General features: G+C 63.8%; 22 protein-coding genes. 12 read left to right on the top strand and 10 right to left on the bottom strand.

Annotated features, from left to right (window positions below; all coding sequences use genetic code 11):
• Positions 1-191 precede the first annotated feature (191 nt).
• The 7 genes from NKI32_RS20780 to NKI32_RS20750 all read left to right on the top strand — a co-directional run bounded on the left by NKI32_RS20780 (position 192) and on the right by NKI32_RS20750 (position 7718).
• On the top strand, positions 192-974 hold the full coding sequence (locus NKI32_RS20780) for a DeoR/GlpR family DNA-binding transcription regulator (protein ID WP_023701285.1): 783 nt from the start codon (positions 192-194) through the stop codon (positions 972-974).
• Positions 971-2350: an FGGY-family carbohydrate kinase gene (locus NKI32_RS20775; protein ID WP_353003418.1), complete on the top strand. Its 1380-nt coding sequence runs from the start codon at positions 971-973 to the stop codon at positions 2348-2350. Before NKI32_RS20780 ends, NKI32_RS20775 begins: the two co-directional genes overlap by 4 nt.
• A 44-nt stretch (positions 2351-2394) precedes the next feature.
• A complete protein-coding gene (locus NKI32_RS20770; protein WP_050588083.1) occupies positions 2395-3891 on the top strand; it encodes a sugar ABC transporter ATP-binding protein in 1497 nt (498 codons plus the stop codon).
• A complete protein-coding gene (locus tag NKI32_RS20765; protein WP_352807449.1) occupies positions 3888-4880 on the top strand; it encodes an ABC transporter permease subunit in 993 nt (330 codons plus the stop codon). The genes NKI32_RS20770 and NKI32_RS20765 overlap by 4 nt, the downstream gene beginning before the upstream one ends.
• Before the next feature lie 76 nt (positions 4881-4956).
• Positions 4957-5895 (top strand): ABC transporter substrate-binding protein, encoded by a 939-nt coding sequence (locus NKI32_RS20760; RefSeq protein WP_023670567.1) that lies wholly within the window; start codon positions 4957-4959, stop codon positions 5893-5895.
• Between the two features lie 65 nt (positions 5896-5960).
• The gene (locus tag NKI32_RS20755; protein ID WP_353003416.1) at positions 5961-6854 is read left to right on the top strand and encodes a sugar phosphate isomerase/epimerase family protein; all 894 of its coding nucleotides are present in this window, start codon (positions 5961-5963) and stop codon (positions 6852-6854) included.
• A 621-nt stretch (positions 6855-7475) separates the two neighbouring features.
• On the top strand, positions 7476-7718 hold the full coding sequence (locus tag NKI32_RS20750) for a DUF768 domain-containing protein (protein WP_023670565.1): 243 nt from the start codon (positions 7476-7478) through the stop codon (positions 7716-7718).
• 33 nt (positions 7719-7751) lie between these two features.
• On the opposite strand, the gene NKI32_RS20745 is transcribed toward NKI32_RS20750, so the two are convergent.
• Positions 7752-8870: a DmpA family aminopeptidase gene (locus tag NKI32_RS20745; RefSeq protein WP_353003414.1), complete on the bottom strand. Its 1119-nt coding sequence runs from the start codon at positions 8868-8870 to the stop codon at positions 7752-7754.
• A gap of 8 nt (positions 8871-8878) precedes the next feature.
• Entirely contained in the window at positions 8879-10552 is a 1674-nt protein-coding gene (gene xseA, locus NKI32_RS20740; protein ID WP_352765728.1) for an exodeoxyribonuclease VII large subunit, read from the bottom strand.
• A gap of 91 nt (positions 10553-10643) precedes the next feature.
• On the opposite strand from xseA, the gene NKI32_RS20735 reads away from it, so the two are divergent.
• Positions 10644-12842 carry a bifunctional diguanylate cyclase/phosphodiesterase gene (locus NKI32_RS20735; protein WP_353003411.1) on the top strand — a complete coding sequence of 733 codons (2199 nt, stop codon included), beginning with the start codon at positions 10644-10646 and terminating at the stop codon, positions 12840-12842.
• Between the two features lie 6 nt (positions 12843-12848).
• Here NKI32_RS20735 and NKI32_RS20730 read toward each other — a convergent pair whose 3' ends face one another.
• Positions 12849-13805, bottom strand: coding sequence for a LysR substrate-binding domain-containing protein (locus NKI32_RS20730; protein ID WP_023670561.1), 957 nt, complete (start codon positions 13803-13805; stop codon positions 12849-12851).
• A gap of 178 nt (positions 13806-13983) precedes the next feature.
• Here NKI32_RS20730 and NKI32_RS20725 point away from each other — a divergent pair, with 178 nt between their 5' ends.
• Complete coding sequence (locus tag NKI32_RS20725) at positions 13984-14274, top strand: DUF1127 domain-containing protein (RefSeq protein WP_023670560.1); 291 nt, start codon at positions 13984-13986, stop codon at positions 14272-14274.
• A 233-nt stretch (positions 14275-14507) separates the two neighbouring features.
• Here NKI32_RS20725 and NKI32_RS20720 read toward each other — a convergent pair whose 3' ends face one another.
• From NKI32_RS20720 to NKI32_RS20705, 4 genes are all read right to left on the bottom strand, one after another.
• Entirely contained in the window at positions 14508-15569 is a 1062-nt protein-coding gene (locus tag NKI32_RS20720; protein WP_023710135.1) for a DUF937 domain-containing protein, read from the bottom strand.
• A 90-nt stretch (positions 15570-15659) separates the two neighbouring features.
• Complete coding sequence (locus tag NKI32_RS20715) at positions 15660-17033, bottom strand: glutamate--cysteine ligase (protein WP_023681841.1); 1374 nt, start codon at positions 17031-17033, stop codon at positions 15660-15662.
• A gap of 114 nt (positions 17034-17147) precedes the next feature.
• Complete coding sequence (locus NKI32_RS20710) at positions 17148-17882, bottom strand: 16S rRNA (uracil(1498)-N(3))-methyltransferase (RefSeq protein WP_023827914.1); 735 nt, start codon at positions 17880-17882, stop codon at positions 17148-17150.
• 31 nt (positions 17883-17913) lie between these two features.
• Positions 17914-18561: a hypothetical protein gene (locus NKI32_RS20705; RefSeq protein WP_023692351.1), complete on the bottom strand. Its 648-nt coding sequence runs from the start codon at positions 18559-18561 to the stop codon at positions 17914-17916.
• A gap of 86 nt (positions 18562-18647) precedes the next feature.
• Here NKI32_RS20705 and NKI32_RS20700 point away from each other — a divergent pair, with 86 nt between their 5' ends.
• Together NKI32_RS20700 and NKI32_RS20695 are read left to right on the top strand one after the other, a co-directional pair.
• Entirely contained in the window at positions 18648-19346 is a 699-nt protein-coding gene (locus NKI32_RS20700; RefSeq protein ID WP_353003409.1) for a type 1 glutamine amidotransferase, read from the top strand.
• A 277-nt stretch (positions 19347-19623) separates the two neighbouring features.
• Positions 19624-19764, top strand: a complete 141-nt coding sequence (locus NKI32_RS20695) for a hypothetical protein (RefSeq protein ID WP_006206855.1) — start codon at positions 19624-19626, stop codon at positions 19762-19764.
• Here NKI32_RS20695 and NKI32_RS20690 read toward each other — a convergent pair.
• The 3 genes from NKI32_RS20690 to NKI32_RS20680 are packed head-to-tail and all read right to left on the bottom strand — an operon-like array spanning position 19761 to position 22530.
• Positions 19761-20528: a metallophosphoesterase family protein gene (locus NKI32_RS20690; protein ID WP_023727717.1), complete on the bottom strand. Its 768-nt coding sequence runs from the start codon at positions 20526-20528 to the stop codon at positions 19761-19763. The genes NKI32_RS20695 and NKI32_RS20690 overlap by 4 nt on opposite strands.
• A gap of 55 nt (positions 20529-20583) precedes the next feature.
• Positions 20584-21720 carry an alpha-hydroxy acid oxidase gene (locus tag NKI32_RS20685; RefSeq protein ID WP_023715638.1) on the bottom strand — a complete coding sequence of 379 codons (1137 nt, stop codon included), beginning with the start codon at positions 21718-21720 and terminating at the stop codon, positions 20584-20586.
• Positions 21721-21732: 12 nt separating this feature from the next.
• Entirely contained in the window at positions 21733-22530 is a 798-nt protein-coding gene (locus NKI32_RS20680; RefSeq protein ID WP_023695102.1) for an FCD domain-containing protein, read from the bottom strand.
• A gap of 205 nt (positions 22531-22735) precedes the next feature.
• On the opposite strand from NKI32_RS20680, the gene NKI32_RS20675 reads away from it, so the two are divergent.
• Positions 22736-24058, top strand: coding sequence for a DUF3422 family protein (locus tag NKI32_RS20675; RefSeq protein ID WP_023686827.1), 1323 nt, complete (start codon positions 22736-22738; stop codon positions 24056-24058).
• Positions 24059-24099: the final 41 nt, after the last annotated feature.

Below are 24099 nucleotides of genomic sequence, written 5' to 3'. Positions count from 1 at the left end.
GCGCATTTCCTCTATCAGCCCCGCCAGCCTCGCAGCTTCGGATACCCGTCGTGGGATGTTGATGTGTATCGCAGATGCGAGCGACTTACGTCAATAGTGATCTAATTTCATCAAAGGTTCTTGCAATCGGAAAGATGTTGAGTAAGTTACGTCAAATGCCGTGGCAAAAACGGCTTCCGGGAGGAAAACGATTGAGCGACTCCGGCCGCCAGCGTCAGATCGTCGAGTTGCTGCGGGATCGTCCCTTCGCGTCGGTGCGCGAACTGCAGGAGCAGCTCGGCGTGTCGGCGGCGACGGTGCGGCGCGACATCGACAAGATCGACGAGGCCGGTGAAGCACGGAAGGTCTATGGCGGCATCTCGGCGCTCGACGGCGCTTCACAGGCGGGTGTTGCCTATGCCAGACCCTATGACGAGAACCGCGACCTCGCGGTCGAGGCCAAGCGGCAGATCGCCGCTCTCGCGGCCACGATGGTGCGCGACGGCGATGCGGTCATCGTGCATGGCGGTTCGACCTGCTTCCATCTTGGGGTCAAGCTGGCTGAGCGCAGCATCCGTCTCTATACCAATTCGATGCCGCTCGCGGCCTATCTGAGCGACCACGGCCATTGCAGCCTGACCGTTGCCGGCGGCGATCTGCATCGTGAGCCGGGCATCATCCATTCACCGACACAGGCGGAGCCGTTCTACGCATCGAAGTTCTTTCTCGGCGCGCAAGGCCTTGGCCAGGAGGGCGTGCTGGAATCGCACCCGCTGCTGGTCCGCTCCATCGCCGATCTCAGCCTGTGTGCCGACCAGATCGTGGTGCTGGCCGACAGCCGTAAACTGTCGATCCACGCCCGTAACATCGCGCTGCCCTTGTCGCGCATCGGCACGCTGGTGACCGATGACGGCCTGTCCGACGTCGACGCGCGCATGCTGGAAGACGCGGGCGTCATGGTGCGCATCGCTTCGGCTTCGGGAGCCATCCAGTGAAGATGGCCGTCCTCGATTTCGGCAAGACCAATTCGAAGCTGTTCGTCTTCGCTCAGGACGGGCGCATCGTCGACGAGCGCCGGACCCGGCCGAACTGGATGCGCAAAGATGGCTTCAGCGTGCTTGATGAGGCAGCACTTCACAATTGGGCGGTTCGCGCCGTTAGCGAGGCCGCCGACATCCATGGCGTAGAGGGCGTGATGGTGTCGGGCCATGGCTGCACCTTTGCCCTGATCGACGAGGCGGCGCTGACGCATCCGATACTCGACTACGAGCAAGAGCCGCCGGCTGATATTGCCGCGCAAATCGATCGCCTCGTTCCGGATTTCACCGAGACCTTCTCGCCGCGATTGCCGCTCGGCTTCAACTACGGTCGCCACATGCTGTGGCTACAGGCGGTGCAACCCGGTGCATTCACGGCCGCGAAATCGATCCTCGGCTATCCACAATACTGGAGCTGGCGGTTTGGCGGCCGGGCGGTCTCGGAAGTGTCCTATCTCGGCTGCCACTCGCATTTATGGGCGCCGCGCAAGCGCGACTTCAGTTCGCTGGTCGACATTGAGGGCTGGCGCGACCGGATGCCCGCTTTCGAGCGGGCGGGCTCGGTTGTCGGCGAGCAACGCCTCGGCGATACGAAGCGGCGGATCGCCATCCACAATGGTGTCCATGACAGCAATGCCGCGCTCCATGCCTATCGCCGGCAGGAGCTTGGCCCGGTCACCGTCGTCTCGACCGGCACCTGGGTGGTCGTGCTTAATCCGGATTGCCTGCTTGACGCGCTCGATGGCCAGCGCGACATGCTGGTCAATGTCGATGTCGACGGCGGCCCTGTGCCGACCATCCGCTTTATGGGCGGGCGCGAATTCGCCACGATCAGCGACGGCTGGCAAGGCGCGATCGCGCTGGCGACAGTGCAGCGGGTGATCAACGCCGGCAGCATGGCGCTGCCGAGCTTCGCGCCGGGCGGCCCAATGCCCGGCCGCGCCGGCAAATTGGTCGGCCGCATGCCAAGCGCCGAGGAACGCGCAGCCGTGGCGCTGCTCTACGTCGCGCTGATGGTCGACCTCTGCCTCGACCAGATCCATTCGGACAACACCGTGATCGTCGATGGCGGACTGAACGCTGGCGGCCTGCTCGCTGGGCTAGTGGCGCAACTGCGTCCCAGCCAGGCCTTCCTGCAAGGGGCCACACTGGAGGGCAGCGCCACCGGGGCGGCGGCGCTGGCCTTCGAGACCGTCGGCCGCGAATTTGCCGCGGAAGTGCCGGAGCCCGTGCGTGCCGCAAGCTTCACCGGACTTGCCCGATATCGCGACACATGGCGTGGCCTCATCGGCGAGCAGGGCATCCCCCGCGCGGCAGCGGGAGGCGCACGGTGATCGTCGCTGCTCAGGCCGAAGTCACGCGCCAGCCAGTGCTGGAAATGCGGCACATCTCGAAGACGTTCGGGCCAGTCCGCGCCTTGCAGGACGTGTCGCTGACCGTCCATGCCGGCGAAGTCCATGCGCTGATGGGTGAAAACGGTGCCGGCAAGTCGACTTTGATGAAGGTGCTGTCCGGCGCCTATCGGCCTGATGCCGGCGGCGAGATACTGATTGACGGCGTGCCGGTCGCCACCGGCGACCCGATCAAGGCGCGGGCTCACGGCATTGCGGTTATCTATCAGGAACTGTCGCTGGCGCCCAACCTGACGGTCGCGCAGAACATCTTCCTCGGCAATGAGCCGAGGCGTTTCGGCATCGTCGACCGCGACCAATGCTACCGGCGCAGCAATGAGATCATCAAGCGTCTCGGCGTGTCCTTCTCCGCACGGGCCCAGGTTTCCAGCCTATCGCTCGGCGAGCGTCAGCTGGTCGAAATCGCCCGCGCGCTTTCGACCAGCGCGCGCATCATCGTCATGGACGAGCCAACCACCTCGCTGACCTCGCGCGAGACCGACCGTCTCTTCGAGGTCATCGCGACGCTGAAGTCGCAAGGCATCGCCATCATCTACATCAGCCACCGCATGGAAGAGGTCTACCAGTTGGCCGACCGTGTCAGCGTGCTGCGCGACAGCGGCTATGTCGGCACACTCGAGCGTGCCGAGCTGAACGCCTCGCGCCTCGTCTCGATGATGGTTGGCCGCGACCTGTCCGCTTTTTACAGGAAGGATCATCGCCCGCCGGACAACAAGCGCGCGGTCGCCTTGTCGGTGCGCGGCATGGCGGACGGCAATCTCCTGAAGAACTGCTCCTTCGAACTGTACAAGGGCGAGGTGCTGGCTCTGGCTGGCCTTGTCGGCTCGGGCCGCACCGAACTCGCGCGACTGATCTTCGGTGCCGACAGACGCATCGCCGGCACGCTGGAACTCGACGGCAAGCCCGTAACCATCGGCTCGCCAAGCGAGGCACTGAATGCCGGCATCGCCTATCTCACCGAGGACCGCAAGGAGCTCGGCCTCTTTCTCGACATGTCGATCTCCGACAACATCAGCATGGGCGTGCTGGCCAGGGATGCGCGGCCCGGCGGCTTGCGCGATTTCAAAGCCGCCGAGAGACGTGCTGCCACTGCCGTTTCGGATCTCTCCATCCGCACCAGGTCGGTACAGGCCAATGCCGGTTCGCTGTCGGGCGGCAACCAGCAGAAAGTGTTGCTTGCCCGCCTGCTCGAGACCGAGCCGCAAGTGGTCATCCTGGATGAACCGACGCGCGGCGTCGATGTCGGAGCGAAGTCGGAAATCTACCGGCTGATCGACAATCTCGCCAAAAAGGGCATCGCCATCCTGATGATCTCCAGCGAACTGCCGGAGGTGATCGGCGTTGCCGACCGCGTGCTGGTAATGCGCGACGGCACGATTGCCGGCGAGGTTACGGCGTCCAAAGACCAGCCGCTGCGCCAGGAAGCAATCATGGAACTTGCAACGGGAGCGGCCAAGGGATGACCGACAAGGCGACCGAGATCAGTGGCCAGGTTGTCGGCAGGAGCCGGCGGTTGCGCACCGCCTTCGCCGCCCTTGGCATGCTGCCGATCCTGATCCTGCTGGCGGTCGGCTTTCAGTTGATGAACGCGCGCTTCTTCACCCAGACCAATTTGCTGATCGTCATGCAGCAATCGTCGATCAACATTGTGCTGGCAGCGGGCATGACCTTCGTCATCCTGACCGGCGGGATCGACCTGTCCGTCGGCTCGATACTTGCCGCCTCGGCGATGGTGGCGGTGATGGTGTCGCTGGTGCCCGATTGGGGACTGCTGGGCGTGCCGGCGGCCATTCTCGTCGGCCTCGGCTTCGGCGTCATCAACGGGCTGCTGATCGCCTATATCAGACTGCCGCCCTTCATCGTCACGCTGGGGTCGCTGACCGCTGTGCGCGGCGTCGCCCGCCTGCTCGGCCAGGACACCACGGTGTTCAACTCGGACCTGCCGTTCGACTTCATCGGCAACGGTTCGCTGTTCGGCATTCCGTGGCTGGTCATCATCGCCTTGTCGGTCGTGGTGCTGTCCTGGCTGGTGCTCAAGCGCACCGTGCTCGGCACCTGGATCTATGCCGTTGGCGGCAATGCCGAAGCGGCGCGGCTGACCGGCATCAAGGTGCCGCTGGTGCTGCTCTTTGTCTATGGCGTTTCCGGCCTGCTGGCCGGCCTTGGCGGCGCCATGTCAGCGGCCCGGCTCTATGCGGCCAACGGGCTGCAGCTTGGGCAGTCTTACGAACTCGACGCCATTGCCGCGGTCATTCTCGGCGGCACCAGCTTCGTCGGCGGCGTCGGCTCGATCTGGGGTACGCTGATCGGTGGCCTGATCATAGCGGTGCTCTCCAACGGGCTTATCTTGGCCGGTGTCTCGGACATCTGGCAGTACATCATCAAGGGATTGGTCATCATCGTGGCAGTCGCCCTCGACCGCTACAGGCTCCAGGCAGGAGCGAGAACGTGATTGACCTTGGTCGCCGGCGTAAACGACCGGTTTGTGTAACGCACCGTGAGAGGCGCGGGGCAATTGGAGGAAAGCAATGAAGACCATCGCTAAACTGCTCTGCGGCGTCGCACTCGCGGCTGCCGCCATCGCGCCCGCATCGGCCAAGGACCTCAACAAGGTCGGCATCTCGGTCGGCCTGCTCGGCAACCCCTTCTTCGTCGCCACCATCAAGGGCATCGAGGACGCGGCCAAGAAGATCAACCCGAAGGTCGAGGTGACGTCAGTGTCGGCCGACTACGACCTCAATAAGCAGGTCTCTCAGGTCGATTCCTTCATCGCCGCCGGCGTCGACGTCATCATGCTCAATGCGGTCGATGCCAAGGCGATCGGCCCGGCGGTGAAGAAGGCGCAAGCAGCGGGCATCGTCGTTGCCGCCTTCGACGTTTCGGCGCCAGGCGCCGACGTCACCGTCATGACCAACAACGTCAAGGCCGGCGAAGAGGCCTGCCAGTATCTGGTCGACCACACCGGCGGCAAGGGCGACTACGTCATCCTCAACGGCCCGGCGTCGTCGTCGATCCTGGAGCGGGTCAAGGGCTGCAAGGACGTCCTTGCAAAACACCCCGACATCAAGATCCTCTCCGACGACCAGAATGCCGAAGGCTCGCGCGACGGCGGCCTGAAGGTCTTTCAGTCGCTGCTGACCCGCTTCGACAAGATCGATGCGGTGTTTGCCATCAACGATCCGACGGCGATCGGCGCCCAGCTTGCGGCCAAGCAGCTCAATCGCTCGGAGTTCATCTTCACCGCAGTGGATGGCGCTCCCGATATCGAGAAGGAACTCGCTTCCGGCACCTCGATGATCAAGGCCTCGGCTTCGCAGGATCCCTACGTGATGGCTGGCCAGTCGCTGACGATGGCGGCTGAGCTGCTTGCCGGCAAGAAGCCGGCGGAGCCGACCGTGCTGCTCGACCCGAAGCTGATCACGGCCGAGAACCTGAAAGACTACAAGGGCTGGACCGCAGCCCGCTAAGCCTCCCAAGGCCGATGCGGCCGGGGCAACCCGGCCGCATCTCAATTCAGAAACGGGAGACGATCATGTCGCGCATCGGTATTCATTCCTTCGTCTGGTCGGCGAGTTCGGCGCAAGGCGACCTCGAACGGACGCTGGCCAACACCAAGGAGGCCGGTTTCGACCTGATCGAGTTCTCCTATCTTGACCCCGCCAATGTCGACGTTGGCGGGTTGGCCAGGCGCATCGCCGACCTCAAGCTCGGCGTCGCGATCAGCATCGGCCTGCCGGCCGACGGCGACATTTCGAGTGCCGACAAGGCGGTTGCCGCGCGCGGCGTCGAGATCCTCAACGAGACGATCGCGCTCACCCGCGATCTCGGCGGCCAGAAGATTGGCGGCATCCTCAGTACCAGCCACGGCTTGCAGACGCAGGCGCCGACGCGCGATCAGTGGAACCGCAGCGCGGGTACACTTGCGAAGGTTGCGGAGACGGCCAAGGCCGCCGGCGTCACGCTCAATCTGGAGATCGTCAACCGCTTCGAAAGCAATCTGCTCAACACCGCTTCACAAGGCCTGGCCTTCATCGCGGACACCGGCTCCGACAACATCTTCCTGCATCTCGATACCTTCCACATGAACATCGAGGAGGCCGATGTCGGACTGGCTATCCGCCATGCCGCTGACAAGATCGGCTATGTCCATATCGGCGAGAGCCATCGCGGTTTCCTCGGCACCGGCAATATCGACTTTGCCGCCATCTTCGATGCGCTGACCGCAATCGGCTATAGGGACGACCTCAGCTTTGAATCCTTCTCGTCGAAGATCGTCGACGAGAACCTCTCACGGAAGACCGCGATCTGGCGCAATCTGTGGGCCGACAATATGGAACTGGCCCGGCATGCGCGCGCCTTCATCTCAATCGGGCTGGAGACGGCGCAGCGCAAGGCAGAGCTTGTCGCATCGAGACATCATCCTTAGCAGGAGCGCGCTGCCAAAGCGCCAATGTTGTCGTTCATCCGGCCCGCGCGTTACGTGCAAGGAATCGACGTCGGAGGCGCTGAGTGTGGCGGAGGCAGTCGAGCGGGGTGACGCTGACGAGAGCTTTCTGATTTTGGCTCACGAAACGCAATAAAATCAACATCTTCATACGCCCTCCGGGGCCATCCAATCTCCATACTGGACGGGGATGACGTTTGACACAGCGCGGCGGAAGGAAGCAGGATGGCTGATAGAGTCGACATCGCATAATGATGTCACTATATAGCGGCGGCTTCGACCGTGTAGCTGTGGCTGTGTACCACGAAGCAGCAGAAAATGTGTTACGCGTTGTGATCCCTATTGTGATACAAATCGGCCGTCGACAGCAGGAAAAGATCGTAAGAACAACAGCATAGAGCCGAAGCCGATCCCGGCCAACGTACCACTCTATCAAACAATCAGAACGTGCTCATTGAACCCTTCCCTTCATTCGGCTCTTCGGACCTCCGACAAGATCAACTTGCCGGGCGAAGCCGACTCGGTTCGAATGGCAGCATGCATCCTTTACCGGGTGCGGACGTTTACGGTTACCAACCGGCATAGCCGCCAGGGAAAAGCAGTATGAGTGAACATGCGATCGAGTTCTTGCGCGGATGGATCGGTGAAAAGGTCCACTGCCAGCACTCGCCGGTAAAGATCGAGAAGCAGGCCGAGACCCTCGCCAAGGAGTGCGCGGCGAAGGCCGCTGAGGTCGGCATTCCGCTGGAAGATATCCAGGAAGAAGTCGGCGACATCCAGGAACTGATCGCATCGCGGCTCGAAGAGGCGGCCGAGGCCGACCAGAGCAACGCGGCCAAGCCGTGACGCAACAGGCCTGGCGCCGCCAGGCCTTGTCCTCTATCCAAATCGATCTTTCAGCCAGGCCTTCGGCAGCGCCGGCACGAAATTGCCGTCGCGTCCGCTCATATCCTCATTGGCGACCATTGCATTGAGGATCGCCTCCTCTACGCCTTGCGCCACCGCATCGAAGAACGGATCGATATCGACGTCCGGGATGTAAGCGACGTTTGCGGTTCGTCCCGATGGTGCAAGTGCTGCTTGCGGATTGGCGGTGGTGAAGGCCAGAAAAATGTCGCCCGAACTGTGGTAGCCGAAGCCGCCTGTCATGGCGATGCCGAGCGGCACGCGCTTTGCCAGCCGCTTCATCTGGTGCGGCAGAAATGGCGCATCGGTGGCGACGATGGCGATGATCGAGCCCTTTTCGGCACGCGGCGTGCCTTCGCGCATCGCCGGCTCTACCAGATCGGGCCCGACGCGGGCGCCGCGCAGTGTGAAATTGCGCCGCTTGCCGAAATTCGCCTGCACGAATACGCCGACCGTATGCCTGATACCCTGCCACTCGATGATGCGGGATGCCGTGCCCGAGCCGGCCTTGAAGCCAAAGGCAATCATGCCAGCGCCACCGCCGACACTGCCTTCCTCGATCGCTCCACCGGCGGCACCGTCGAGCGCGGCTTCGACATGTTCGAAGCCGACGTGATGACCGTTGATGTCGTTGAGGAAACCATCATAGGTCTCCGCCGCAACCGGCAGGCCCCAGCCGCTGTCGAGCGCCGCCGGCAGCACGCGTTGCATCCAGCGCAGCGTGCCGTCGCGGGTAACGCCGCAGGAATGCGTGTTGGTGATCGTGACGGGCAGGTTGAAGGCGCCGACTTCCTCGATAATGTGCGACCCCGTCAACTCGCCATTGCCGTTCTGGCTGAAGACACCGGCAAGCACCGGCGTGGCGAGCTCAGCCAACGGCCGCGGCAGGATGGCGGTGACGCCGGTGCGCACCGGCCCCGTGCCAACCTCGAGCAGACCCTCGCCGGAAATCAGCGTCGCATAGCCGACCGATACGCCGGGCACATCGGTGATGGCGTTGAAGCCGCCCGGCGTGCCCTCGAAGGTAATGCCGAAAGCACGCGCGCGCGGCTTGCCCGCCGGCGTTTGAAGATGCGGGTCATGTCCGGTCATGCGGTCCTCTAAAAAAGCGAGCCCTGATTGCCCGGCTCTTTCGGTTTGCTGGCCGTCGGCTTTGCGGCGGGTTTGCTGGCGGGCGGCGTGGCCGCTGGTTTGGCAACGGCCTGCACCCGCTCGGCGTCGCCGGTCGCGACTGCATTTACGATGCCGTCGGCGAACTCCAGCTGCAGGCCAGCGCCCGGCGCCACATCAACTGCCAGTTTGATCACCGCGCCGCCGGCATCCTTGACCAGCGCGAAGCCGCGGGCCAGCACAGCCTTGTGCGACAGCGTTGCCATCAGCCTCTCGGATTGGACGATGCGGCCGCGCAGTCGCTCCAGCCTGAGCAGTACCGCTTGCGTGCCTCGTCTCGTCAAAGCTGTCAGAAGATCCCTCTGCACGGTTTGCCGCCGTGCCGTTGGCTCGATCGTAATGCGGCCTTGCAGCAAAGCCAGTTGCTGCCTGTGCCGTTGCAGGGATGCTTTCGCACATTTTGGCAACTGATCCGCCGCACGATTCAACTCCGCGCGCCGGGCTCTCGCCAATGCGCGCAGCGCCCCCTGGGCGCGCAAAAGGTCGCGGTCGTTGGTGCGTCGCGCCTCGGCAATCCGCCGCGACAGCGTTGCCGGAGTGAGCTTCACGGCGAAGAACCGAGCTTGCTTTCTTTCGGTGGAGACCATCAGCCCCCGGCTAAGCCGGCTGGCCGCCTCGTCCAGCCGCCGTCGCGGCAGCGCCAGCAACTGGTCGGGCGAGGGCAGCGCGCGGGCGGCCGCACGCGAGGCCTGCCGCTTGCGTTCGAAATTGCGCAAGGTGGCTGCTTTGAGCCGTGCGCCAAGACTGGCTAGTGTCGCTTCGAGGTCCGCTTTCACCGGCACCGCGATCTCCGCCGCACCTGTCGGCGTCGGTGCGCGCATGTCGGCGACGAGGTCGATCAAGGTCCAGTCGGTCTCGTGCCCGACGGCCGAAATCACCGGAATGCGCGAGGCGGCGACGGCGCGCGCCAGCCCTTCATCGTTGAACCCCCAGAGGTCCTCGAGGCTGCCGCCGCCGCGCGCCACGATCAGAAGGTCGGGCTGGGCAATCGCGCCATCCCAGGCCAGCGCGTTGAAGCCGTTGACGGCGGCCGTCACTTCCGCCCCCGCCGTCTCGCCCTGGACTCTTACCGGCCAGACCAGCACATGCAGCGGAAAGCGGTCCTTGATGCGATGGATGATGTCACGGATCACCGATCCGGTCGGCGAGGTGACGACGCCGATGGTGCGCGGCATGAACGGCAGCCGCCGCTTGCGGCCGGCATCGAAAAGTCCTTCGGCCTGCAGTCGCCGCTTGCGCTCTTCCAAAAGCGCCATCAGCGCCCCGGCGCCGGCGGGTTCTAGATTGTCGATGACGATCTGGTAGTTGGATTTGCCGGGATAGGTGGTGAGTTTGCCGGTGGCGATCACCTCCATCCCCTCTTCGGGACGGAATTTCAGCCGGCTCATCGTGCCTTTCCAGACCACGGCATCGAGCCGCGCGCGGTCGTCCTTCAGCGTGAAATAGGCATGGCCGGAAGAGTGCGGCCCGCGATAGCCGGAAATTTCGCCGCGCACCCGCACATGGCCGAAGACATCCTCGACCGTGCGCTTCAGCGCGCCGGAAATCTCGCTCACCGTGTATTCGGTGGCATTGGTTCGTGATTCGGATTCTGCGTCGCTCATCGGCCGATTGAGCGGCTGTTGTCGCTCCGCGTCAAGATTCCATAACTTGATCTTAAGCCTGGCCTGATTGACTCTGGGCCAAGGAGGACGCATGAGCGCCCGCAAACAACGCAGCCCGTTGACGTTCCAGGTCACCCTGACGGTGCTGACGCTTGCCGTTTTTGCACTGGCCATCGTTGTCGGCTTCGGCCTTTACGCCACCATGCAGGCCGACCGGGTCTCGCTCGAGCGGGAGAAGGTTTTCCTTGCCAACGGCCTGCAGGACCAGATCGCCGCGGTAAAGCGCGAGCAGGAAAGCGTCGCCGTCTGGGATGATTCCGTTATAAACGCCAAGGCCGGCAACCAGACCTGGATGGCCGAGAATTTCAGCGTCTGGATGTACTCGTATTACGGCCACAACCGGGTCTATGTGCTGGACAACGCCAACCGGCCGGTCCACGCCATGCGCGAAGGCAAGGTCGTGTCGCCTGCCGTCTTTGGCGAGGACGAACCCGCTTTGCGGCCGACCATCGCCAGGTTGCGCCAGATGATGAGCAAGGACGCAAGCCAGGCCGGCGCAAAATTCGTTGCCGACGATCTGGTCTCGCTTGGCGGTCAGCCTGCCATACTCAGCGTCATGCCTCTGGTGCCGAGTTCGGATCGCGTCACCCAGGCATCCGGCAGCGAATATCTGCATGTCTCCATAGAGTTCATCAACGACGCGGTGATCGGCAAGATCGCGCAGAAATATCTGCTGGCGGGGGCGCATCTCCTGCCGATGGCTCAGCCGCTTGGCTCGGCTGCCATTCCGCTTATCGACAAACAGGGTGTCATCCTCGGCTATATTGCCTGGGACCAGGAACGGCCCGGCCTGACGCTGGTGGGCAAGGCCAGCCCGGCCCTGGCTCTGGCCGCGCTGGTTGCGGCGAGCGTGCTCGCCTTCCTGCTCCGGCGTCTGCGCCGTGCGTCATCGGCGCTGCAGACCAGCCAGGCCCAGGCGCAATATCTCGCCTTTCACGACACGCTCACCGGCCTGCCCAACCGGGCACTGTTCGAGGACAGGCTGCGGCGTGCCTTGCTTACCTCCGGCAATGAAAGCAAGGTCGCGCTGCTTTATCTCGATCTAGATCGCTTCAAGCATGTCAACGACACGCTTGGTCACCCGGCAGGCGACGAACTCGTGCGCCAGACGGCGGCCAGGCTTCAGCATACGGTTCGCGACGTCGACACGGTGGCAAGACTGGGTGGCGACGAATTCGCGGTGATCCTGATCGATGTCCGCGACGTAAGGAACGCCGAGGATATTTCCGAGAGGGTGCTGCAGAAACTGCAGGAGCCGTTCAAGCTGATGGACGATCAGGTCTTTATCAGCGCCAGCATCGGCATAGCCTTGTCGACAGGCCCTGATGCCGACGCAGACGATCTGCTGCGCAAGGCCGACATCGCGCTCTACGAAGCCAAGAAGAACGGCCGCGGCCGCTACCAGGTCTTCGCCGGCGACATGGACGACCTTTTGCTGCGCAAGCGCAAGGTCGAGAGCGAGCTGCGCAGCGCGCTGAATGGCGGCACCGGTATCAAGCTCGCCTACCAGCCGGTCTTTGCCAGCGACGGCAAGACCATTGTCGGCGCCGAGGCGCTGATCCGCTGGGCGCATGAGGTCCATGGCGCACTGCCGGCGGCGCAGTTCATCGCCATCGCCGAGGAACGCGGCATGATCGGGCAGCTCGGCGCATGGGCCCTGCTGGAAGCCTGCCGCTTCGCCTTGAAGACCAAACTGCCGTGGCTCGCCGTCAATGTCTCGCCGCTGCAATTGCGCGACGCCGGCTTTGCCGAAGAGGTTGCCTCGATCCTCGCCGAAACGGGACTGGCGCCGAAGCGCCTGCAGCTCGAGATCACCGAAAACGTTCTCCTGGAAAACAACGACACCACCAGAGCGGCTCTGGCAGCCTTGCGCCAGTCGGGCGTCGGCATTGTGCTCGACGATTTCGGCACCGGCTATTCGTCGCTGAGCTATCTGCGCCGCCATGCCATCGACAAGCTCAAGATCGACCGCTCCTTCGTGCGGCTTCTCGACGGCGACGGCAATTCGGGCGCCATCGTCAAGGCGCTGATCGATCTCGCCGGCGCGCTCAAGGTCGAGGTCACCGCCGAGGGCGTAGAGACCGAGGTGCAAAAGGCGCTGCTGGTCGCCATGGGCTGCCAGCAGCTGCAGGGCTACCTCTTGTCGCCGCCGCTGGAGCCGGCGCAATTGGTGGCGCTGCCCGGCCTGTCGTCGGCCAACGCAACGACGGAGGCGGCAGCGTCGGCCTGATCGTTCCTACCAGCCAGGCAGGATCTGGTTCGGCTTGCTCCGCTTCATCTTGGCGAAGGCGAGCGAGGCGAAATCGAAGCTTCCCGTTTCTTCGCCGAGCGGCACGGAAATATTGTCGAGGCTTTCCGAGATGTGCCGGGCCAGCGCGTCGACGATTTCGGGCCGCGAGGTCTGGCCGCGCATGATGCCGATGCGGCAGTCGGGCAGCGCGCCAAAACCGTCGGCTTCGCCCAGCACTCGCATGCCGGGCCGCAGCGCGCATTCCGGCAGCACCGAGATCGCCAGCCCCGACAGCACCGCGGCGGTGATGACGGTCGCCGAGAAGCTGGTGAAGAGGATGCGATAGTCGCGGCTTTGCCGGTCGAGCACATCGACGGCGGCGCGCCGCCAGATGCAGTTCGGCCGGCCGAAGGCCATCGGCAGCACTTCCTGTTCGTGCGTGGCATGGTTGGCCGAGGTCACCCATAGCAGCGGCTCGCGCCGCACCACTTCCGACTGGCCGCGCGTATCATTGTGCGTCACCAGCGCAAGATCGAGATTGCCGCGCTTGATATGCTCGACCAAGCCTGGTGTCGGCTCGCAGATGACAGTCAGTTCGACGCGCGGATTTGACCGTGTGAAGCGTGCCATGATTTCGGGCAGGAACCGGTCGGCATAGTCGTCGGGGGTGCCGATACGGATGGTGCCTTCGAGCCGCTGATCATCGAAGGCGGCCAGCGTTTCGCGGTTGAGATAGAGCAGGCGGCGCGCGTAGGAGAGCAGCTTGTCGCCTTCCTCGGTCAGCCTGTTGGTGCGGCCGTCCTTTTCGAACAGCGGCTTGCCGATCCGCTCTTCCAGCCGGCGCATCTGCATCGACACCGCCGATTGCGTGCGCAGCACTTCCTCGGCCGCACGGGTGAAGCTGCCGGTATCGGCAATCGAGATGAAGGTCTGCAACTGGTCGAGATCGAGTGGCGCTTTCATCGGTCCAATCCATCACTAGCGTTGATGCTAAAGATTAGAAACATTCGTTGGATTAATCAATCGGTGCGTGGCAAATTCACATTGTCCACATGAAGGCATGTGAATCGAGACCGGAACGGCCGCTGTCCCCAGCGCCGACCGCCTGGTCTTGTCCAGTTCGAGTCTGAAGGAGACCGACATGACCACGTTTGATTTCGCTACCGAGACCTCGCGCATAACCTCGCGTCCGGCCGTTGCGACGCGCGTGGCCAACACCCTTCTCAATGCCTACCAGGCCTGGAAAAATCGCCGGGCCTTCTATCGCCTCGGCGAGATGTCGGACGCCGAACTCGCCGATATCGGCCTGACGCGCGCGGATCTCCATGTCGCCATCGATGTGCCGTTCGGTGCCGATCCGACCGTGAAGCTGCGTGCGATTGCGAGCGATCGTGCCGATACGATCGAAGATCTCGCCCGCCAGATAGCGTGATATCGGGCGCATTGTTTCGGCTGCCGTGAACCTTTCTCAGGCTCGCTGCGACCAACGAGTATAGCAGGCTCCCCACTCCCTGCCGGTTCCCCGCCGGCCAGCCTGCACACTGGCCCGGTCCTCCTCCAGGACCGGGCTTTTCTTTTAAAGCTCCGTCGTCATCGTGCGGTCTGCGCCGCGTCGCTTCGTTCCTTGCTCCGAAGCCGCGAAGGTCAGCGCCCAACTACCGCCAACTACCGCCGGTCCATGTCCCGCTTGAACTGGTCGAAGATCGTTTCCACGCCCTTCTGATAGTCGTCGCGCTGCTGGGCGCCGGTCTCGAACATCTTGCCGAAAATATCGTCGAACGGATTGCGTGGCCTGCCGCTCGGATTGGCCTGCGGTTGCGGCGCCTGGCGCTCCTGCGGTGCCTGTCGCGGCTGGGGTGCTTGCGGCTGCTGCGGCGCCGGCTGCCCACCGGGCAGGCCGAAGCCGCCACCACCGCCTTGCCGCATCATCTCTTCAAAAATCTTGCCCAGCGGGTTGTCGCCGTAAGGGCTCTGCGTCTGTTGCGGCTGTGTTGGCTGCTGCGGCCGGCCCTGCGGTTGCTGTGCCGCGCCACCGCCGAACATATCCTGCAGCACCTTGCCCAGCGGATTGTCGCCATATGGGTTGGGCGCCTGTTGCGGCTGGCTTTGCGGCTGTTGGGCGCCGCCGCCGAACATGTCCTGCAGCACTTTGCCCAGCGGGTTCTCACCGTAAGGATTGGGTGCTGGCTGCGGCGCAGGCTGTGCCCCGCCGCCCGCCTGCCGCATCATCTGTTCGATGATCTCGCCGAGCGGATTGCTGCCGCCGCCGAAGCCACCGGCGGCCTGCATCTGACCCCCGGTCAACTGGTTTGTCGTCTGCTTGAACAATCCGCCCATCACCATCGAAGCGATGGCCGGCAGCATCTGCTGCAGGATCTGCTGGCTGACGCCGGTCGCCTGCGCGGCCTGGCTGGCCACCGCGCGCGACAGCTCCTTCGAGCCGAACAGATGACCCAGAATGCCATTGCCCTCATTGACGCCTTGCGGTGAGAAAGCCCTGGTCGCGTCCTCGAAGTATTTCGCGTGCTGGCCGCTCGCCATCGCCGTCATGAAGGCGCCTAGCCCATAGGGATCGGCGGTGTTGCGTTGCAGCCCTTGCGAGAAGGCCGGCAGCAGAGCGGCGACAGCCGCCTGCGTCTGCTGCATGGAAAGCCCGTACTGCTGGGCAAGCGCCTGCATGCCGTTGCCGTTCTGCGCCTGCGCCAATATGTCGAACAAGGTAGGCATCGGTTTCTCCTCCGGGAAATCCTCGAGGGAGAACCTAGTTCGTTTCGATGTTCGATTGAAGCGGCTTTTGCCGCTGCTCAAGGCGCGACGCTAATACGCATATTCCATGAACACCGGCTCGATCGAGCCGCCCCAGCGCGTGTGGTAGGCCGACAGCATTTCCTCGGCACTGGTGGTACCGCGCGCCACGACTTCGTCCAGCGTGTTGAGGAACGAGGTCTCGTCATAGCCGTCGCGGTTCTTCCTGCCGCGATTTTTCAGCCCAAGGCGCGAAATCGTCATTACATCGCGGCCGATCTCACGCAGCGTCGTGTTGCGGAACGGCGCGGAAATGCCTTGTTCCGGCACCGCATTGCGCATCGCCAGCGTTTCTTCATAGGTCCAGCTCGAAGTCAGCGCCTCGGCGGCGTCGAGCGCGGCCTCGTCATAGAGCAGCCCGACCCAGAAGGCCGGCAGCGCGCAGATGCGGCGCCACGGCCCGCCATCGGCGCCGCGCATTTCGAGGAAGCGCTTCAGCCTGACGTCAGGGAACAGGGTCGACAGATGGTTCGCCCAGTCGCCCATGGTGGGCAGTCCGTCCGGTACTTCATTGCGGGCAACGCCGGCCATGAACTGGCGGAAGGTGATGTGCGTCATGTCGTGATAGTGGCCGTCGCGGATGACGAAATACATCGGCACGTCGAGCGCCCATTCGACATAGTCGGCAAAGCCGAACTCGGGCGAGAAGCAGAATTCGAGCAGGCCCGAGCGCTGGTTGTCGGTGTCGCGCCAGATGTCGCCGCGCCAGCTCTGCAGTCCGTTCGGCCGGCTGTCGGTGAAGGGCGAGTTGGCAAACAGCGCCGTCGACAGTGGCTGCAGCTTCAGCGACACCTGCATCTTGCGGCGCATGTCGGCTTCGCTTTCGAAGTCGAGGTTCACCTGGATGGTGCAGGTGCGATACATCATGTCGAGACCCTTGGTGCCGACCTTGGGCATGTAGCGGGTCATGATTTCGTAGCGCGATTTCGGCATTTTCGGCGTCTCGGCCAGCGACCATTTCGGGCTGCCGCCGAGGCCGAGAAAGCGGATGCCCATCGGCTCGGCGATCTCGCGTACCTGCGCCAGATGCGCATTGCCCTCGCGACAGGTCTGGTGGATCGTTTCCAGCGGCGCGCCCGACAGCTCGAACTGGCCGCCCGGCTCGAGCGAGATCGCGCCCTGGCCGGTCGGCTCGACCAGGCCGATGATGCGGCCGTCATCGATGATCGGGTCCCAGCCGAGCTTTTGCTGCATGCCTTCGAGGATGGCGCGGATGCCGCGCTCGCCGCCATAAGGCACCGGCGCGTTGCCGTCGACATAGAAGGGGAACTTCTCGTGCTCGGTCCCGATGCGCCACTTGTCGCGCGGCTTGTTGCCTTCGGCCAGATGCTCGACCAGTTCGTCGATGTCTTCGATTGGCCGGAAATCGGTTGTGTCGCGCGCCATGGGGCCCCCTCTGCGGCTCTCGGAGCCCGCCGGCGCTAAATGGACGAAATGTCAGCAGCCGATCAAGCGAAAAATCCTGAGCCACAGGTCAACAGGAATTGATCTTTACGCTTCTTACCAGTCTCCGACCGTCGCCTGCATCACCGCAAGCGCCGCTACAGCTGCTGTGTCAGCGCGCAGGATGCGCGGTCCGAGCGGGATGGCAGTGACGAAGGGGAGCGCCCGCAGCATCTTGCGTTCGTCGTCGGAAAAGCCGCCTTCCGGTCCGACCAGCAGCGCCAGCTTCTTCTCCGGCACTGCCTGCAATGCCGGCAGCGGGTTGTTGGTCGAGGCGTCCTCGTCGCAGAAGATCAGTCGCCGCTCCTTGTCCCAGCCGGAGAGCAGACGCTCGAATTTCTCGGCTTCTCGCACTTCCGGCACCGCCAGTATGCCGCATTGCTCGGCCGCCTCGACGACATTGGCGCGCAGCCGGTCGATGGAGGGTTTTGCCAATTGCGTGTGCTGGGTGATCACCGGCTGCAGGATGCCGGCGCCCATCTCCACCGCCTTCTGCACGAGATAGTCGAGCCGCCCCTGCTTCAGCGGCGCGAAGCAATAAACTAGATCGGGCAAAGGCGGTTGCGGCCGCTGTTGGCTGAGCACTCTCAGCCGCACCGCCTTCTTCGACTTCGAAGCGATCGCCGCCGACCACTCGCCGTCGCGGCCGTTGAAGACCAGAATCTCGGCGCCTTCGCCGAGCCGCAGCACATGCATGAGGTAATGGCTTTGCTGCTGGCCGGCATCGAATTCGATGTCGGCTGCGAGATCGTCGGCCAAGAACAGCCGCTGCATCTTGTAATTGGCGCGCATCGCCGAGGAATGGGCGAGGCGGTGCCTGGCGTCAAGTCTCGGCGGAACGATGCCACACCGGTTCAAAACCGTGCCGCAGCACCGAAACGGTCGTGGCCGGTGTGAGCAGGCGCAGCGAACGGCCGGCAAGGCTGTCGAAGGCCGCCGCATCGCCATAGCCTGCGAACGACCAGGGCAGCGCGTTGCCGCCGCGCAGCGCATAGGCCGAGCCGCCATCCGCGATCATCGCTCCGTCCGGCAATTCGGCAAGCTCTCCCATGGTGACATCAGGTGGCTTGCCGCCCGAAGCCAGCCGCTCCTTGTGCAGCCGCTTGTCCACCATTGGCGCGCGCGGTTCGTTTACACCGAAGACTTTGCCGAAACGCCCGACAAAATCCGTGGCTCGCTCACGCCGGCAATAGAAACAGGGACGGTGCCCGGCGGCCAGCGCCGTCACCTCGTCGAGGAAGAACAACTCGGTCCAGCCGGCCCTGCCGCCCGGCCGATTCCTGCCCATCGGCTCGCGCCGCACATTGCGGAATTGGCAGACGCAGATGATCCAGGCCGGCAAGGCCCAACGCTTTTTCAGCAGCGTCTTGGTCTCAGGATCGTGGATGATGCCGCGATTGCCGGTGAACAGGCCGCGCTCGGATATGGCATGGATGGCGCCGAACGGATCGACCCGGTTCTGCAGTGGCATAGCTCTCTCCCGAATATGCATCTTGGCTGCAATGCTGGCGACATGATATCGCTCGTCGCGTCATTTCATGTCAGCAGGGTTTTGCGATGCGGGTGCTGGTGGTCCAGAACTACGACAACACCGGCCTTGGCCAGGTTGGTGCCGCGCTCGCCGAAGCCGGCGCCGATCTCGACCTGCGCCGGCCTTACAAGGGCGATGCGCTGCCGGACGACGCGACCGGACACGATGCCATGGTGATGCTTGGCGGCGGTCAGAATGCGCTGGCCGACGATGACTACCCGTATTTCCCGGCGCTGCTCGAACTGACCCGCGATTTCGCCGCCAAGGATCGCTCGGTTCTCGGTATCTGCCTGGGCAGCCAGTTGGTTGCCCGCTCTTTCGGCGGTGAGAACCAGATCGGCGGCGCCTCGGAATTCGGCTGGCACAAGGTATCGCTGACGCCGGACGCCAGAACCGATCCGGTGCTTGGCGCACTTCCCCAGGATTTCCCCATCTTCGAATGGCACGACGACACTTTCGCGCTGCCGTCAAATGCGGTGCGGCTTGCCGGCAGCGAAATTGCTGAGAACCAGGCGTTCCGTATCGGCCGCGCCGTCTACGGCTTCCAGTTCCATTTCGAGGCCGACCGGCCGATTGTGAGGGACTGGAGCGCATCCTTCGCGCCGCTGATTGCCGATCGCCATCCCGACTGGCACGATCGCCTCGACAGCGAAATGGCTCTCAACGGCCCCGAGGCTGATGCCGCGGGCTTGGCCATTGCCCGCGCCTGGGTGGCGACGATCTGAACCCAGCCAACGCGCGGCCGTTGCATAATTGGCACGCGGCGGGGAATCTGCCGGGGACAACTTCTTTCGTCCTTGGTTTGTGGCCGAACGCCATCCTACAAGGCGCGCGCTATGCATCGGCAATGCAACCGCGATGAACCTTCTGTGTGATCCGCGCGACACACCGCCGATACAGAATCGACCTACAAGCGCGAAATCGTCGAAACTTTGAGACGAATTCTCGGTTTCAACCCATTGGTAACCGCCTCGTGCCCAGATGCAGGAAGCTCAACTAGAGATGACGTCCGTGAAAGCAGCGCTTCTGTCCTTTGTCATGCTGTCTGCCATCGTTTTGTGCGGTCTCGGCATTTATTCCGCCGATGCGGCCAACAACCATCAGGCCGTCGACGGCTACGGCGTCACCGCCGCGCTTCGCTAAAACGCTTTTCCCTGCACAGTCAGGATACGCTTGTCCGCGCCGTCCACGGCGAGCGCGCTGAGCATGCCTGACTGCCAGGCGAGCGTGTCGACATTGACGCGGTTCGGCATCACCTCCGCCTCCGGCACCGGTGTGTGGCCGTGCACGATCACCTTCGGGTAAAGCCCTGGATGGTTGTGGAAGACGTCGCGTATCCAGACCAGATCCTGCGGGCTCTGGCTCTCCAGCGGCACGTCAGGCCTGACGCCAGCATGGCAGAAGAAGAAATCACCTGATATCAGTGACAATTGCAGCGACCGCAGGAAGTCGACATGGGCTTGCGGTACAGCATTGACCAGTGCCTGGTGTCCCCGCCGTAACGCCTCGGCCTTGCCGAACCAGCTTGCGTGTCCCGCTAGGTCGACGCCATAGGATTGTGCCGTCTGCACGCCGCCATAGCGGATGAACAGCCCTTCCGGGTCAGGCTCGTCGAGAAAATCGAGGAAGCCGATATCGTGGTTGCCGGCGAGCATCAGATGCCGTGGATTGCGTTTCTGTGCCTCGATCAGGAAGTCTATGACGCCCTTGGACTCTGGTCCGCGGTCAACATAGTCGCCGAGGTGGATGACGCGCCAATCGCTGGTCGGCTTGTATTCGAGTTCGCTCTCGATGCGGCGATGCATGGCGGCGAGCAGATCGAGCCGGCCATGCACGTCGCCGATCGCATAGAGGCGCATGCCATCGGGCGCGCGCGCGTCGAGGTAGTGGATGCCGGTCTCGATCAAGGCGGCTTCGTCTCCGTGATCCAGCGAGGCTAGGGTCTAATCGGTGAACAAGACCCTATCGCCGCAACTGGTCCTTGCCCATCTCGGTCACCAGCCGTTTGCCGCACAGTGCCAGCGTGATGTCCATCTCCTTGCGGATGATGTCCAGCGCCAGGGTCACGCCTTGCTTGCCCATGGCGCCCAACCCGTACAGGAACGGGCGGCCGATATAGGTGCCCTTGGCGCCGAGGCAAAGCGCCTTCAGCACGTCCTGGCCCGAGCGGATGCCGCCGTCCATATGCACCTCGATCCTGTCGCCGACCGCATCGGCGATCTCTTCCAGCGCCATGATTGACGACGATGCGCCGTCGAGCTGGCGCCCGCCATGGTTGGAAACGATGATGGCGTCGGCGCCGGTCTCGACCGCCATCAGCGCGTCCTCTTTGTCGAGAATACCTTTCAGGATCAGCTTGCCGCCCCAGCGCTCCTTGATCCAGGCGACGTCCTTCCACGACAGGTGCGGGTCGAACTGCTCCGTCGTCCACGATGCCAGCGAAGCGACGTCGCCGACGCCCTTGGCATGGCCGACAATGTTGCGGAAGGTGCGGCGCTTGGTGCCGGCAATGCCCATCAGCCAGCGCGGCCGCATGGCGATGTTGGCAATGTTGGCCAGCGTCATCTTGGGCGGCGCCGACAGCCCGTTGCGGACATCCTTGTGGCGCTGCCCCAGGATCTGCAGGTCGAGCGTCAACACCAGCGCCGAGCATTTTGCAGCCTTCGCCCTGTCGATCAGGTCGAGCACGAAATCCTTGTCGCGAAGCACGTAGAGCTGGAACCAGAACGGCTTCTTCGTCACCGACGCGACATCCTCGATCGAGCAGATGCTCATCGTCGACAGCGTGAACGGCACGCCGAATTCCTCTGCCGCCTGCGCCGCCAGCATCTCGCCATCGGCATGCTGCATGCCGGTCATTCCAGTTGGGGCAAGCGCCACCGGTATCGCCACTTTCTCGCCGATCATGGTCGATTCCAGCGAGCGGTTGCTCATGTCGACCAGCACGCGCTGACGGAATTTTATCTTCTGGAAGTCCTCCTCGTTGGCGCGGTAGGTGCTTTCGGTCCAGGCGCCGGAATCGGCATAGTCGTAGAACATCTTCGGCACCCGCCGGCGCGCCAGGTCCTTGAGATCGGCAATGGTGAGGATGTCGCTCATGGTGGTTCCTCGTTAGCCAGTCGTCTTGAAGCCGTCGTCGGCGTCGGAGCGCTGCTTAAGCCTGAGCCGCGACACGCGCTGCCAGTCGCCGCTGCGTTCGGCCTCGAGCATCGAGCGCTCGACATAGGAGATATGGTCCATCGCCGCTTGGCGGGCAGCTGAGGGATCGCCGGCCTTCACGGCTTTGTAGATCGCGCCGTGCTGGGCCAGCAGCGCCTCGCGCGCTCCGGGCACGCTGAACACCAGAAGCCGGTTCTGGAACACGCCTTCAGACAGCAGCCGGTAGCAGGAGCGCAGTGTGTGCAAGAGGATGATGTTGTGCGCGCATTCGCACACAGCATGGTGGAACTCGACGTCGATTTCCGCCTCGTCGTCGAAATCGCCGGTGCGGTGCGCCTCGTCCATGCGCGCCATGATGCGGTCGAGCAGCGCAATGTCGTCCGCTGTCGCGCGCCGCGCCGCATATTCGGCCGCAACACCTTCGATCTCGCGGCGGTATTCCAGATAGTCGGTCACCGCCTTGCGGTGCATCGAGATGAGGTCGGTCACCGGCTTGGTGAACAACTGGCCGATGACGTCGGCGACATGGGTGCCGCCGCCGGCCTTGGTGATCAGCAGCCCGCGCCCTTCCAGCGCCTTCAGCGCATCGCGCAGGATCGGCCGCGACACGTCGAACTGGCGCGCCAGCTCGCGCTCGCCCGGCAGCCGGTCGCCGGTGCGCAGCACGCCTTCAAGGATCAGGCTTTCGATCTGCTGCACCACCTCGTCGGCGGTGCGCGAATGCTCGATCCTTGAGAAAATATCGCTCAACGGGGGCCTGGGAAATTGAACCGGCGTCGCGCAAGATAAAGCCAGCGTCGCCAACTGGTCAAATTATTTATCCAATTTGCCCAATCGGGTCGGTCTGCGCGTCGCGCCGGCAGGACCTACGATGCTAGACTTTGGTGTTTACGCGCCTCATGGATTGCCTTTAGAGGACGCCATCACACGAAGGGTCGAGAACAGGGGGACCACCGTGTCGGACGAGACGTCCAACCTCGAATTCCAGCCGCGCGCCCAGGGCAGCGTGATGGGCTTTCCCGCGCATGAGGGACGGCCCGGCGCGATCGGCGAGGTCCATGCCCGGCCGCATCCGCTGATCGAGAAGCCGCGCGTGCTTGTGCAACTCGCCTTCATGACCGAGGGCGGCTCCGGCGTCGACATGGCCGTGCTCTCCGAACTGTCGCGGCGCCTCGGCATCGCGGCGCCCGACCGTCATGCCCGCCACCACGCCATGAAATGGGGCAAGGGCACGCTGCGCTGGGAGCGGCATACGGAATTCTCGACCTATCTTTGGGAAGGGCCGCTTGCCGAAAGCGGCAGGGCGCAGGAGGATTCTCCTTTCGGCAACGGGTTCTCGCCGCCGGGAACGGTGATCTCAGGCATAAGGCTGGAGATCCGCAAATGGACGCCGGCAAGCGAGAAGCTGATTGCGGCCTTCGACCCGACGAGCCTCTGCTATTCGCTGGTCGAGCGCGGCAATGCGGCCATCGTCACCGATTTCCGCCAGGACGGCGACGGCCTGACCCGCATCCTGGTGCTTGATCGCGGCCTGACGCCGGCGCGGACCGGGGCGCTGTCGCAGCGGCTGATCGACGTCGAGACCTACCGCACGCTTGCCATGCTCGGCCTGCCGCTGGCGCTGACCCTGTCGAGCCGCGCCCGCCGCATCGAAGACCGGTTGGCGCAGACCACGCTGGAAATGAAGGTCACTGAAACCCGCGACAGCCAGACGCTGCTCGCCGACCTGACCGAGCTTGCCGCCGAGCTGGAAGCCGATGCCGCCTCCAGCCTCTATCGCTTCGGCGCCAGCCGCGCCTATGACGGCATCGTTGTCGAGCGGCTGGAGGCGCTGGACGAAGAAGCCGTGCCCGGCTACGACACTTGGGGCGGCTTCCTGCAGCGGCGGGTGGCGCCTGCCATGCGCACCTGCCGTTCGGTCGAGGAGCGCCAGGCCAACCTGTCGCGCAAACTAACCCGCGCCACGACGCTGCTGCGCACGTGGGTTGATGTCGAGGTCGAGAAGCAGAACCGCGATCTGCTGGCGTCGATGAACAACCGCGCCCGGCTGCAACTGCGGTTGCAGCAGACGGTCGAGGGCCTGTCGGTGGCAGCAGTGTCCTACTATGTCGTCGGTCTGATCTCCTACCTTGCCAAGGGCGCCTCGATCTTCGGCCATGCCATTGCGCCCGAAGTCGTCACCGCCGCCTCGGTGCCGGTCGCCATCGTGCTGGTCTGGTGGGGGGTGCGGCGAGTGAGGCGGATGCACTCCGAGCCGGCGAAACATCCGGGGGAGTAGGAGCGCACTTTACCCTCCCCCTTGTGGGGAGGGTCGATCCG

Origin of the sequence: Mesorhizobium sp. M0761, assembly GCF_040320205.1 — a bacterium.
Classification (GTDB): domain Bacteria; phylum Pseudomonadota; class Alphaproteobacteria; order Rhizobiales; family Rhizobiaceae; genus Mesorhizobium.
The sequence above is the reverse complement of the archived record's forward strand: the minus strand, read 5'-3'. Positions and strand labels throughout refer to the sequence as shown.